Origin of the sequence: Psychromonas algicola, from assembly GCF_004378355.1 — a bacterium.
Classification (GTDB): domain Bacteria; phylum Pseudomonadota; class Gammaproteobacteria; order Enterobacterales; family Psychromonadaceae; genus Psychromonas.
Genome location: NZ_SNUB01000002.1, coordinates 163,941 through 177,312 on the forward strand (window position 1 = coordinate 163,941; position 13,372 = coordinate 177,312).

The window sequence follows — 13,372 nt, forward strand, 5'->3', positions numbered from 1 at the left end:
ACTTATAACCTATCTAAATTCGTCTAATGCTGAGCTCGCATCTTCAAACTGTTGCAATAAATCTTCTTCGCCTTCGTCATCTAACCAACCTAATTCTTTCATTAGTTCTTGATGACGTTGCATTTGTTTATCAGCCCACTTTTGCTCTTCTTTCGTTAAAGGAACGTCTGTTTCCATTTGTTCTAACAAATCGTTTAAGCGTTGGTCATTTTCAATTGCTGCAATCTCTTTCTCAGGAGATAGTTTTTGAACCGTAGGTGCTTCTGCTACAGCTGTTTTCGGTTCTATTGCTGTTGTTTTAATGACTTTTGCTTTTGGTTGCATAAGCACTTTAGGCTTAGCGGCTTGTTGTGGCTTTTCATTAACAACTAATGCGACTGGTTTTTTACTACCAATACGTTTGTCATTTTTAGCTTGGCGCTGGCTTTGTTGTGCACCTTGCTTGGTTTCAATCGCGTTACGATTACCTGCTTTATTACCTTTTAGCTTATCTTTGCGTTTTTTATCACGAGCCATTTGTGCCTGTGTAGACGTTTCTTTACGACTGCCATCAAATCTTGGTTCTGAATTACCAGCAGTACGGCTTTTTTTATTACGGGACATGTTTCTTTACCTTTTATATCAGTCTCAATCGTTCGCTTTATAGAGCGTTTTTGATCTCAATGACTGCGGTGTGATGAGCACCAAAATTGGGGATCTTAATATTGCGCAGAATAGCAGATTTATAACACTTACAAAAGCGCTTAGATGAAGTAACAAAAAAGGCATATCTTTGCAGATATGCCTTCTTAAAAGAATTAATCGTTAAAGATTAATGTAATGCAGAAATATATTTCGATAATAGCTCAATATCACTATCACTTAATTTTCCTGATACATCACCCATCATGCCACTTGGATCATTATGGCGAGTACCGTTACGGAATTTTTCAAGCTGTAATTTGATGTAAGCTGGATGCTGACCTGATATTTTAGGGAAATTAGCTAATTCTAATCCGTTACCACGAGGACCATGACAAGCGGTACATCCTGGAATCGCACGTTTCATATCACCACCCATGTAGAATTTTTTAGCTTTTTCAGCGACTTCTGCTGAAACCGTTTCAGGTGTTGTTGTTTGCGATGCAAAGTAAGCCGCTAAGTCTTCCATATCTTGCTCTGAAAGATTTGCCACCATACCTGCCATGATAGCGTCTTCACGCTCTCCACTTTTAAATTCTTGCAGCTGCTTAACAATATAAGACTTATGTTGACCAGCTATTTTGGGATATAGATCTGATGCACTATTACCATCGGCATTATGACAAGCAGCACACACTGCAGATTTGTTTTTTCCTGCCTCTACATCGCCTTGTGCTTGAGCTGTGTTTAGAAAACCCAATACGGTGATCATTGCTATTAATAATTTATTCATAACTATCCAATCTAATTCTTAAAGTTGTTATTTTAGGGGGGCTACATTATGCTACAATATGCGCGAATAAAGCCTGTGTAGTTTACACAAGTTTCATAAAAGTAACAATTTTGCTACACAAAACATATGAGGCATATCGTGGAATTTCCAAAAATACATTTTCAAAAAGCACATTTTTTAATTAGTGCACCTGATATTCGCCACCTTGATAAACATTTACCCGTAGAAAGTGGGATTGAAGTTGCCTTTGCTGGCCGCTCAAATGCAGGTAAATCGAGTGCCTTAAATCGTCTTACTCGTCAAAAAAGTTTAGCGAGAACCAGTAAAACACCTGGTCGTACTCAGTTAATCAATGTATTTGAAGTGGAAGAAGGCAAAAGATTAATCGATTTACCGGGTTATGGCTTTGCAAAAGTACCATTAGCGATGAAATTAAAATGGCAAAAATCGTTAGGTGAATATTTACAGGAAAGAGAGTCGTTAAAAGGTCTGGTCGTATTAATGGATATTCGCCATCCATTTAAAGAGTTAGATCAGCAACTTATCTTTTGGGCGATTGATGCGAATATTCCTGTTTTAGCTTTATTAACTAAAGCAGATAAATTAAAGCAAGGTGTACGTAAAGCGACGCTTTTAAAAATGCGTGAAGAAGCTGAAAACTTTGAAGGTGATGTACAAGTTGAACTATTTTCTTCTTTAAAAGGAATTGGTGTTGATATATTGGAGCGTAAAATTGCTCAATGGTATGGAGAACATGATTTATTAACGCAAGAAGAAGTTGATGAAACGGATCCTGAAGCCGATGTTGTTGAGAGTTAAGCTATCTGACACATAAGCTAGTTATAAATACTTAAACCTGTTATTAATTAATTTAATAACAGGTTTCTTTACGCTTGTTGTCATCGCAGTAAAACGAGGTGACTATAGGCTGTGACTGCCGCGATTAAGAGTTCATGCTCGCGCGGTAAGGTATTTTCATAATAAAACGTGCACCTTCTTCTTCTACAACATATTTAATGTCACCCTTAAATAACTGACTAACAATATTATAAATAATATGAGTACCTAAGCCACTGCCACCGGAACCACGTTTAGAGGTGACAAATGGGTCAAATATACGCTCAGCCATATCTTCAGGAATGCCTTTACCCGTATCACGATAATCAATAACTAATGTTTCATTTTGCAACTCGATATTAATATAGATTTCACGTTTACCTGGCCATTGACCAAAACCATGAATAATGGAATTAATAATTAGATTTGAATAAATTTGTACGAAGCTGCCTGGGAAGCTATAAATGGAGAGATCTTCAGGACAAGAAATTGAAACCGTCGTGCGACTCTGTTTAATTTTATGCTTAAGTGATGTGACTACTTGTTCTATATTTTCTTTTAATTTAAATGAATAACAAGCTTCTGATGATTGATCTACGGCTACCTGTTTAAAGCTACTAATTAAATCCGCAGCGCGCGTTAAATTATTATTTAATAATCTTCCTGATTCAGTAAAACGATCTATTAAACCACTTAAATAAGATCGTGAAAGTTTATTTTCACCTAACTTTTCTTTTAAAGTATCTACTTCTTCCTGCAAAAAGGAAGCTGCTGTCACGCTGATACCAATCGGAGTATTGATTTCATGTGCAATACCTGCCACCAAGCTTCCTAAGGAAGCCATTTTTTCGGACTCTACTAAGGTTTGTTGTGTGCGTTTTAATTGCTCAACGGTTTCGCTCATTTGTTCATTACTTGCTGTTAATGCCGCTGTTCTTGTATTTACTTTTTCTTCAAGTTGGTCGTTGAGCAATAGAATCTCTTGTTCTACTTTTTTCTGTGCAGTGATGTCGTGACCGAAACCAATAAGGTATTTGATATCCATGCCTTCGTAAAAGGCAGAAAAAGTCCATAATAAGGTATTCATTTCTCCCATTTGATCATGCATTCTAATTTCAATACTGTGCAATGGCTCATTGGCAGATAGTTTTTCTTGTAATTCAGCTTTGTGTTTTTCTAATACAAAAATATCAACCCAACTTTTGTTATGTAATTCTTCTTGCGAATAACCCGTTAAAATAACGGCGGCAGGATTAATGGTAGCGATTTTAAATTCGGCATCTAAACAACAAATGATGGTGCTTGATGCATTAATAATTGTTGCTGAAAAATCACGTTCTTGTTGTAATTCTGCAATGGCTATTTCTTTATCTGTTAACTCAGCCACAATCCTTTTTTGCATTTTATTAAGTAGATAAACCAACTCGTCTAATTCATCGCTGGCATCTGAAATGTAATCGTTGCGGCCATCAAGCGTTAATATCTTATTGTTTGAACTTAACTGGATATTGCGAGTATAAAGTGCAATTTTATTAATATGACGGATAACTAAATAGTGGATAATAAATAAAATACAAAAGGCGATAACCATGGTTTTAATGGCTTGACCTATTAGTATAAAGAAAGATTTCTCTACTAAGTTATCGTAAACCTGATCTAAAGAGGCGGCAACAAATAAGGTTCCTACTATTTGGCCTTGATGAACAAGGTCAAATTTTTTACTGATATCAAAGGTTTCTTTTATCGTACCTTGATGGCTCATGATCACTTCAGTATTGCCTACCACTTCATGTACTTTCACATACTGTATATAAGGCAGGTTCATAATGCTTTTAGTCTGCACTTCAACTTGTTCTTTATCCAAACTCCACATACTCACAGCTAAGGGCTGTAAAAAGCTGGATTCAACTTGATTAATGGTGGCTTTAATTTTGGAGGTGTCTTGTTGGTAATCAAATAATAACTGCAGCAGGGTAATAATAATAACTAAAGCGGTGCTGCAAACAAATACATAAGAAATTAAGCGAATAGATAAACTATTTTTGATTTTGAAAGGTCGGAGATTGGTTAATGACTTTATTTTTTGTATCGGCATTATTACAGATCCATTACTTTAGTTTTATATAAAACAGTCTTAGTTTGGCACAGTTTTTTGAATTTCTGCAAGTTAGCGATCAGCTTTGTTAAATATTATTAACATTTTAAAGTAAAAATTTACTAATTAGTACACCTTGAATTTTCTTATAATTAGCCGCATATTATTATTTCATTCCCAAATAAGACAAATGCTATGACAATAATAAAAGATTCGTGCCTAACACAAACAGATGCTCTTCCTTTTTTCAGCAAACTGAACCCCGATGAAATTGAGTCAACGGTTAAGCAAACGATTGCTGATAACAAAGCATTGATCGAACAAAAATTAGCAGAGTTAGATACCTATACGTGGGATAACTTTGTTGCTGTATTAGATGAAGCTGATGATCATCTAGGTAAAATATGGTCTCCAGTATCACATATGAATGCGGTAGTCAGCAACGATAAATTGCGTGCTGCACACGATGCATGTCTAGGTCTCTTTTCTGAATATGGCACTTTTGTTGGCCAACACCAAGGCCTATATGAAGCCTACCTGAGCATTGCTAGTAGCCCTGAGTTTGCTCAATTAAAGGGTGAACAACAAAAAGTGATTAATAATGCACTAAGAGATTTTAAATTGGCAGGTATCGCACTAAGTGATGATAAAAAGCAGCGCTATGGTGAAATCAAGCAGCAACTTTCTCAATTACAATCTAGCTTTAGTAACAATGTTATGGATGCAACGTTAGCATGGAGTAAGTTAGTTACTGATATTGATACATTAGCTGGATTACCAAAAACAGCGATTGCAGCAGCGAAACAAGCCGCAGAAGAAAAAGAATTAGAAGGGTATTTGTTTACTTTAGACTTTCCAAGCTATTTAGCGGTAATGAGTTATGCGGAAAACCGTGAATTGCGTGAAGAAGTTTACACCGCTTTTGCAACACGCGCTTCGGATCAAGGTCCTAATGCTAATGAGTTTGATAACAGCGATATTATTGAAGAAATATTAGCCTTGCGTTATGAGTTAGCGCAGCTTTTAGATTTCCAAGATTTTGGTGAGTATAGTTTGGCGACTAAAATGGCTGAGAAGCCATCACAAGTAATCGATTTTTTAAATGAACTTGCAGAAAAATCAACAAAACAAGCAGAGCAAGAACGCGATCAGGTCTTGGCTTTTGCAAAACAAAAGGATGGTTTAGATAAACTACAAGCTTGGGATTTAAGCTATTACGCTGAATTATTAAAACAACAGCGTTACAATATTTCTGATGAACAACTACGTCCGTACTTTCCTGAGCATAAAGTAGTTTCTGGTTTATTTGATGTAGTACATCGTCTATTTGGTTTGAATATTAAAGAATCAACAGAAGTCGATGTATGGCATAAAGACGTACGTTTCTTTGAAATTTATAATCGTCAAAAAGAACATATTGGTAGTTTTTACCTAGATTTATATGCGCGTGAACATAAACGTGGTGGCGCTTGGATGAACGATTGTCGAGTACGTCGTCGCCAAGTTGATGGGAGCTTACAATTACCTGTTGCTTATTTAACGTGTAACTTCAATAAACCTGTTGGTAACCAACCTGCATTATTTACACATAATGAAGTGGTTACTTTATTCCATGAGTTTGGCCATGGCATTCACCATATGCTAACTAAAATCGAATCTGCGAATGTTTCGGGTATTAATGGTGTTCCATGGGACGCTGTTGAATTACCAAGTCAGTTCCTAGAAAACTGGTGTTGGGAACCTGAAGCATTAGCATTGATTTCTGGACATGTTGATACAGATGATACTTTACCCACTGATCTATTAGAAAAAATGTTAGAAGCAAAGAATTATAATAGTGCGTTACAAATGGTGCGTCAGCTTGAGTTTTCTTTGTTTGATTTTCTTTTACACCACGAATATAAAGTGGGTGTTAAAGGTCAGGTTCAATCAGTGTTAAGCGATGTAAGAAGCAAAGTTGCTGTGATTGAAGCGCCTGCATTTAATCGTTTTCCAAATAGCTTTAGTCATATTTTTGCTGGTGGTTATGCGGCAGGTTATTATAGCTACAAATGGGCTGAAGTACTTTCTGCTGATGCATTTTCTAAATTTGAAGAGAATGGGATTTTTGACGCAGAGACAGGACGTTCATTCTTAACTAACATTCTTGAAAAAGGTGGTAGTGAATCGCCAATGGTATTGTTTAAAGCCTTTATGGGACGTGAGCCATCAATCGATGCGTTGTTGCGCCATTCTGGTATTAAATAGTTAATACCTAATTAAGTTAGTAATACAGTTTACATTTGACTGTATTACTAACTTATTAATTACTTTGTTAAGTGATTAACTCTTCAATTTTTTGCCTCGCCTTTATTCTCTCGGCTTCCTCTTTTTTATTTAGCATAGGGGGAACAATCATCATGAAATAAGCAATCGCAAAAAGTACAGTTATTGTATTGGACAGGAACATGGTATACCAGATCCCATACTCTGCGACCGAAGGTAAAAACGCGTAAAAAAGTAATATCCCCGGAATTCGAATTCCCCAAAGGCGAACCGTATTAACCACCAATGTAAACATCGTTTTTTGAAAGCTATTTACAATACCTTGTAATGCGTGAAAAACCGCCCAAGCTATCGCAGTCCAGCCGACTAAACCTACATAATTGATAACATGCTGATATGTTTCTGGATCATCCTTGGTAAGGAAATGTGCAATAGGGTATTTAATTAACTGAATAAGAAAGGCCGCGGAAATACCAATGATGAGTGAATATAAAAGTCCTAGTTTGATTGTTTCTTTGACGCGATCAATAGCGCCTCTTCCCCAATTTTGAGCAATCAAAGGAATTAATCCTCCTCCAATTTCTTTTGCTGGAGAGAATAGAAGTGAATTAATTCGGTTACCAATAGCAAAGGCGGCCACGGCTTGATGACCAAATTGCACAATAAAAACATTAAGTACTAAAAAACCAAAATGTGAGCTCGCTTGTGTGAAAGATAAAGGTAATCCTACTTTTAATAATTTTGTCCATATTGCTGCTTTAGAATAATTAGACGAGGTTCGCCAGCCAATATTAAACTGATGCTCCTGATGTCCATATAAATACAAAATAATCAGCATTTGAATCGCTGATGTTAATAAGGTTGCATAAGCTAATCCATCAATTTTAAACTCTATTATATAGAGGAAAACAGCATTCAGTATCGCGTTACATATAATGCCCAAAATAGAGATAGTCGAAATAACTTTCATTTTTCCCTGTGATTTGAATAGGCTAATATAAAGCTGAAAAATTAACATCGCCGGTACTGAGAAAAAGAGAATTTGTGAATAAATAAGTGCCTGATTGTATAGCTCTGTGGATACACCAACAGCTTTGAGGATCGCTGGAAGTAAAAAAACACCGGGAATAGCAAAGATAATTGAAAGCACAATAATCAATAATCTCAGTTGAGTTGCATAAGCCGATGCTTTCTCTTTTTTTTCTTCGCCAAGTAATGTGGCGATAATGCTAACTCCGCCTCTTGTGACACCAGAAGCAAACGCTTTTAGCATAATGAATAAGGGAGTTACAAACGCGATTGAAGCGACTTCTAAGCTCCCTAATCGAGAAGCAAAGATCATATCAACAAAACCATAGGAAGTTGTTACAAAACCCGCGACCATCATTGGAGTGGTCATTTTGAAAATTAAAATTCTGATTGGGTCTTTATGTAAATCTAATGCGGGTTTCATTTTAATTCTCGTGATCTAGCAAACTAACTCTACTTTCACTGTATCACTATCGTTATTTCTAAAATAATGATGAACTCGCTAAAATGAAATTCATTTAATATTTTTTTCGCATTAGGAGATAAAAGTTTGCAGTCATTGAAATGTGTATTGAAAGGGGGTTGAGAAAAATGAAAGATCCGCAAAATAATTATCTTTAAGTAAAGTAGTTATTTTGCGGAGTGATTAAATGATATCGCTCTCTACCACTCAATGCCTGCTTGGGCTTTTACGCCTGCTTTGAACGCGTGCTTTTCAGCTAAAATCATACTATAAGTATCGACTGCATCGATTAACTCTTGTTTTGGGCCGCGACCTGTTAATACTACATTCATCTCTTTAGGGCGGTTTTTTAACGCATCTAAAGTCGGTTGTAATTCAAGGTATTCATATTTAAACATATAAGTGATTTCATCAAGAATCACTAAGTTATATTTTTCATCAGCTAGTAATTCAGCTGCTTTGTCCCATGCTTTTTGTGCACTGTCGATATCTTTCTGTCTATTTTGAGTTTCCCAAGTGAAGCCATCGCCCATGGTAAACCAATCAACATTATCATGCGCATTAAAGAATTTTTCTTCCCCCGTAGACATAGCGCCTTTTAAAAACTGAACGACAGCAACCTTGTGGCCATGGCCTAATGAGCGCGCCAACATACCAAAAGCTGAACTGCTTTTACCTTTACCTGGCCCTGCTAGCAGAATGCTAACACCACGTTCTTCTTGAGCAGCTGCAATTTTTTGATCTTGCTTTTCTTTGACTGCTTTCATTTTCTTTAAATGTTTTTCTTCTGAGAATTTATCGTTAGCCATGTTTTGTTCCTTTTAAATAAAATAAAACCTGTGAATACACGTTTTATAAAGCGAATATTTGTCGTCTTTTCTATTCCCTTACTGCTCAGCTATAGAGGGGTACTAAAATAATGTAACCGATGATACCTGAAATAACAAAAGCAATCAGTACCATACTTTGGTGATGACTTGAAATGGCTAATACACCTAAGGTTGTATAAATCGTAAAGTTACTATTTGTGGTGTTTACTAGCTCCTCATCTAACCGTTTTGTTTGATTGCTAATTTAATAAAGTAAAAATCGTTATAACGCATTTATTTGCTATCTTATGTAAATTAATTTTATGAACTTTATTGTTTAAATCTGTCAAAACTTCTTAGGGTGTGTTGTGGATATTGAGGGTGATGTCTGCTCAATGCCATGTAATAACAGCTGCTGTGACTAATAATATATTGGGTTGTGTAATTAACTCTGCTTACGAGGACTCATTTAAACTTCATTATTATTGGATTTTGGGTGTAACTTGTTATTGAATTAATCTTTGTATGATTGACGTAATATGTGGGCCATCTGTTGTGATCTACAATGATTTCAATAAATAATGAAGCAAATTCGATAAGTATTAAGCGCACTTAAAAGTCTATTGAAACATAAATCTGTTTATAAGGTATCTATGAAAAAGCTAATATTAACTTCTGTTCTTGTTGCATTTGTACTTTTAGGAAGTACTTATTTTATCGGGGAAATGGTGCAAAAAGAATTACCTAAGCAATTAGCGAAACCAAATTCTCTACAAATCACAACAGAATTGATCAGTTATCAAAAATCGTTTTTATCCGCCAATATGAAACTAAAAGTGACATTACCTGTTGAAGGCAGTGAGCCGCTGCAATTGCTAATTGACTCTGATATTCATCATTATCCTTATAAAGCAACAGCGATTAATCATATTACTTTGTTGGATTCCGAGCCTGCTAAAAAAATAGAAGCTTTCTTTGATGGGGATGATTGGATAACTTCCTACGCGGATCTTACTCTATTGGGAGAATTAACGGGTGAGTTTCATTTGTCGAATGGTTCCTTTGAAAGTAAGAATGAAAGCTTATCAACAGAGCCGCTTAATTTCGTTTATAAATATAATGTTTTAGATAACAGCAGTGAATTTAATATTGACTGGGTTGGTTTTGCAGGGAAAACACCTGAAGGGGCGTTTTCAGCGAAAGAAATCGATGCAACTTATCACTTATCTCATCTTCCAAATACACCTTTGATTAACTATCAATACCAAGCTGTTGTTAAAAAGTTTGAGTTAGGTAATGCTGTTAAAAACCTTTCAATTCAAGGTGTTTCTTTAGAAGGTGAGAATGAAATAAGTGAAAATTTATTAACGGTTAATACAAGTAATGAATGGAAAATAAAAGAATATTCTGATGGCACAAAAGTGTTCACAGACAACCATATTAATTTACATCTTTCGGATCTTAATTTAAATGCATTAATTGTAGAAAGAACCGGGATAAGCGGATCTGAAGTTTCTCAACAAATATTCAATGATCTATTAAACCAAGGTTTTAATTTGCATTTGCAAGATCTTTACTCGAATACACCTTGGGGCAAAGTGGATGGAAAGCTAAAAATGGATATTCAACCTGGTATGACGTTAGCGCAAGTTGTAGAAAATCCGTTTTTATTAATTGATTATGTGAATGGAAACTTAGACTTAAGTTTGCCACAAAAACTATCTGAACAAGCTGAACTAGGTGACTTCTTAAAAATGGGAACAATGAGTGGTGTATTAAAACCTGAAGGTGAACAGTTAACCGTTAAATCAACGCTAGATAGAGGTGAGCTGAAGATTAACGACCGAATTATTCCAATGTAGCTTAACGCTAAATGTAGAGTGATTCACTGTTAATAAAACGCGTCACTCTACATTCAAGCTTAACTTAAAGTTAACGAAGATGAGGATTACTTACTTTTTCTCTGCCAATGGTTGTTGTTGGGCCGTGACCGGGATAAACAAGCGTTTCTTCAGGTAAGGTTAATAACTTGGTTTTTATGCCTGAAATCAATTGTCCATGGTCGCCTCGAGGGAAATCAGAACGTCCAATTGAACCATTAAATAAAATATCGCCTGCGATAAGTTGTTTACTGGCCGCATCAAAAAGCACAACGTGACCCGGAGTGTGACCAGGAATATGTAGCACGCTAAACTTTATGTTTCCAACTTCAACAATATCGCCTTCCTCTAACCATTCTGTAGGTAAGAAACTGTTCACTTTTGGAAAGCCAAACATATTGCACTGCTGTTCCATTTCATTAAGCCAAAATGCATCTTCTTTTTCTGGTCCAATAATGGGGATATTTAATTGCTCAGCTAATGTTTCAGCGCCACCAACATGATCTAAGTGTCCATGCGTTAATATGATTTTATCAACGGTTACATTATGGTTTTTCACGGCACTTAAAATGCGTTCAACTTCACCACCGGGATCAACGATAGCAGCTTTGTTTGTTTCTTCACAAATCACTAAGCTGCAATTTTGCTGATAAGGCGTGACTGGGATAACAATTACTTTCATTTTTAATCCTTAAAAAGTCAAAGGTGGCAGATAACCACCTTATTCATACTGATTAAACGTGTGTTAAATTTTTCTTTTTAACTTCAACAGCTTTAGCAAGATGAATATGGTTCATCACGTGTACCAAGGCTTTTGCCGATGACTCGATAATATCAGTAGATAAACCAATACCATGGAATTTTTGTCCATTATAAGAAGCAACAATATCGACTTGGCCTAATGCATCCTTACCTTCACCTTTACTGGTGATTTTATAAGAATTCATATTGATATCTAAGCCTGATATACGCATCAAACATTGGTATGTAGCATCAATAGGGCCGTTACCTGTTGCCGCTTCTACTACTCGTTTATCTTCACCAATTTCCATTACAACCGTTGCCGTCGCGACAACGCCTGTACCTGATTGTACATTGATGCTTGATAACTTGTAATATTCTGGTTGGCTTTCAATTTGATTGAAGAACATTAGCGCTTCTAAATCATAATCAAATACTTGGCCTTTTTTATCCGCTAACGCTAAGAAACTTGCGTATAACTCTTCTAAATCATAATCCGTGTCGCGGTAACCTAACTCTTGCATACGATGTTGAATAACATGGCGACCTGAGCGAGAAGTTAAGTTTAATTTGTTAGTTAAAATACCCACACTTTCAGGTGTAATAATTTCATATGTATTTTGTGCTTTTAACACGCCATCTTGGTGAATACCTGATGAGTGAGAAAACGCATTCGCTCCGACAATGGCTTTATTGGATTGAATTGGCATATTACATATTTGGCTAACTAATTGACTGGTACGTGCGATCTCAATAGGTTTGATATTGGTTGTATAACCCATTTTTGCTTGTCGTGTATGTAGAATCATTGCCACTTCTTCAAGTGAACAGTTACCTGCACGTTCACCAATACCATTCATGGTACATTCAATTTGACGCGCACCATTTTCAACGGCTGTAATCGAGTTCGCAACTGACATGCCTAAGTCATCATGACAATGTACAGAAATCACGGCTTGGTCTATATTCGGTACTCGGTCAAATAACGTTTTGATAATGCCACCAAATTCACTTGGGTAAGTGTAACCAACTGTATCGGGAATATTGATAGTTTTAGCGCCAGCTTTAATGGCTTCTTCTACCATTCTACATAGATTATCAATTGGCGTTCTGCCTGCATCTTCACAAGAAAACTCAACATCATCGGTAAAGTTACGTGCGTATTTAACCGCTTTTACTGCCATTTCTAAGACATCGTCAAAGGAACGTTTTAGCTTACTTTCAACATGAATAGTAGAAGTCGAAATAAAAGTATGAATACGGAAGGCTTCTGCTACTTTTAAGGCTTCTGCCGCAGCATCAATATCCTTTGGCAAGGCACGAGAAAGTGCACAAACGCGACTGTTTTTAATTTCACGTGCAATGGTTTGTACGGATTCAAAATCACCGGGAGATGAAATAGGAAAACCTACTTCCATTACATCGACACCTAAACGCTCAAGTGCAAAAGCAATCTGAAGTTTCTCTTTTACAGTAAGGCTTGCACTTAATGCCTGTTCACCGTCACGTAACGTCGTATCGAAAATAATCACTTGTTCAGACATAGGTAGCCCCTTGTAAATATTGTTGTTTGTAAAAATAAAGATATAAAAAAACCCGTACATAGACGGGTTTAAGCAGTTTAACTGATGTTATTCAGACACTCGCTACCCGTACGCTTTTAGCGTCAACAGTAAACTTAGCAGGAGTGAATCTATTTTTATCATCGGTTAACTCAAATAATTTAGTTAAATTAGGTCATTAAGTAGATGATTACGTTTTTTAAATTATGCGTCAAGTGCTTATTGGTATGTAAATGAGGGGAGAGGTTCAGTTTCGAGTATAAATATCACTTTTTAC

The 13,372-nt window shown here is 36.1% G+C and carries 10 protein-coding genes; 3 read left to right on the forward strand and 7 right to left on the reverse strand.

What is annotated here, in order from left to right; translation table 11 throughout:
• Positions 1 to 9: 9 nt before the first annotated feature.
• Complete coding sequence (gene yihI, locus E2R67_RS01770) at positions 10 to 603, reverse strand: Der GTPase-activating protein YihI (RefSeq protein ID WP_134289224.1); 594 nt, start codon at positions 601 to 603, stop codon at positions 10 to 12.
• Between the two features lie 208 nt (positions 604 to 811).
• Positions 812 to 1,414, reverse strand: coding sequence for a c-type cytochrome (locus tag E2R67_RS01775; RefSeq protein WP_134289225.1), 603 nt, complete (start codon positions 1,412 to 1,414; stop codon positions 812 to 814).
• A gap of 126 nt (positions 1,415 to 1,540) precedes the next feature.
• Here E2R67_RS01775 and yihA point away from each other — a divergent pair, with 126 nt between their 5' ends.
• Entirely contained in the window at positions 1,541 to 2,233 is a 693-nt protein-coding gene (gene yihA / locus E2R67_RS01780) for a ribosome biogenesis GTP-binding protein YihA/YsxC (RefSeq protein ID WP_445177024.1), read from the forward strand.
• A gap of 124 nt (positions 2,234 to 2,357) precedes the next feature.
• On the opposite strand, the gene E2R67_RS01785 is transcribed toward yihA, so the two are convergent.
• Positions 2,358 to 4,346, reverse strand: coding sequence for a sensor histidine kinase (locus E2R67_RS01785; protein WP_134289229.1), 1,989 nt, complete (start codon positions 4,344 to 4,346; stop codon positions 2,358 to 2,360).
• A gap of 195 nt (positions 4,347 to 4,541) precedes the next feature.
• Here E2R67_RS01785 and prlC point away from each other — a divergent pair, with 195 nt between their 5' ends.
• Positions 4,542 to 6,593, forward strand: coding sequence for an oligopeptidase A (prlC, locus tag E2R67_RS01790; RefSeq protein WP_134289230.1), 2,052 nt, complete (start codon positions 4,542 to 4,544; stop codon positions 6,591 to 6,593).
• A gap of 67 nt (positions 6,594 to 6,660) precedes the next feature.
• Here prlC and E2R67_RS01795 read toward each other — a convergent pair whose 3' ends face one another.
• Complete coding sequence (locus E2R67_RS01795; protein WP_134289232.1) at positions 6,661 to 8,064, reverse strand: MATE family efflux transporter; 1,404 nt, start codon at positions 8,062 to 8,064, stop codon at positions 6,661 to 6,663.
• Positions 8,065 to 8,303: 239 nt separating this feature from the next.
• The gene (gene cobO, locus E2R67_RS01800; protein WP_134289233.1) at positions 8,304 to 8,912 is read right to left on the reverse strand and encodes a cob(I)yrinic acid a,c-diamide adenosyltransferase; all 609 of its coding nucleotides are present in this window, start codon (positions 8,910 to 8,912) and stop codon (positions 8,304 to 8,306) included.
• A gap of 653 nt (positions 8,913 to 9,565) precedes the next feature.
• Between cobO and E2R67_RS01805 the strand changes: the two genes are divergently transcribed.
• Complete coding sequence (locus tag E2R67_RS01805) at positions 9,566 to 10,774, forward strand: DUF945 family protein (protein ID WP_134289235.1); 1,209 nt, start codon at positions 9,566 to 9,568, stop codon at positions 10,772 to 10,774.
• Between the two features lie 70 nt (positions 10,775 to 10,844).
• Here the strand turns inward: E2R67_RS01805 and E2R67_RS01810 are convergent, their stop codons facing one another.
• Positions 10,845 to 11,474 carry an MBL fold metallo-hydrolase gene (locus E2R67_RS01810; protein WP_134289237.1) on the reverse strand — a complete coding sequence of 210 codons (630 nt, stop codon included), beginning with the start codon at positions 11,472 to 11,474 and terminating at the stop codon, positions 10,845 to 10,847.
• A gap of 52 nt (positions 11,475 to 11,526) precedes the next feature.
• Entirely contained in the window at positions 11,527 to 13,077 is a 1,551-nt protein-coding gene (gene leuA / locus E2R67_RS01815; protein WP_134289238.1) for a 2-isopropylmalate synthase, read from the reverse strand.
• Positions 13,078 to 13,372 lie beyond the last annotated feature (295 nt).

Coding starts and splice junctions, on each gene's coding strand:
- yihI (WP_134289224.1), bottom strand. CDS start 603: ATGTCCCGTAATAAAAAAAGCCGTACTGCTGGTAATTCAGAACCAAGA.
- prlC (WP_134289230.1), top strand. CDS start 4,542: ATGACAATAATAAAAGATTCGTGCCTAACACAAACAGATGCTCTTCCT.
- leuA (WP_134289238.1), bottom strand. CDS start 13,077: ATGTCTGAACAAGTGATTATTTTCGATACGACGTTACGTGACGGTGAA.
- E2R67_RS01795 (WP_134289232.1), bottom strand. CDS start 8,064: ATGAAACCCGCATTAGATTTACATAAAGACCCAATCAGAATTTTAATT.
- cobO (WP_134289233.1), bottom strand. CDS start 8,912: ATGGCTAACGATAAATTCTCAGAAGAAAAACATTTAAAGAAAATGAAA.
- E2R67_RS01785 (WP_134289229.1), bottom strand. CDS start 4,346: ATGCCGATACAAAAAATAAAGTCATTAACCAATCTCCGACCTTTCAAA.
- E2R67_RS01810 (WP_134289237.1), bottom strand. CDS start 11,474: ATGAAAGTAATTGTTATCCCAGTCACGCCTTATCAGCAAAATTGCAGC.
- yihA (WP_445177024.1), top strand. CDS start 1,541: ATGAGGCATATCGTGGAATTTCCAAAAATACATTTTCAAAAAGCACAT.
- E2R67_RS01775 (WP_134289225.1), bottom strand. CDS start 1,414: ATGAATAAATTATTAATAGCAATGATCACCGTATTGGGTTTTCTAAAC.
- E2R67_RS01805 (WP_134289235.1), top strand. CDS start 9,566: ATGAAAAAGCTAATATTAACTTCTGTTCTTGTTGCATTTGTACTTTTA.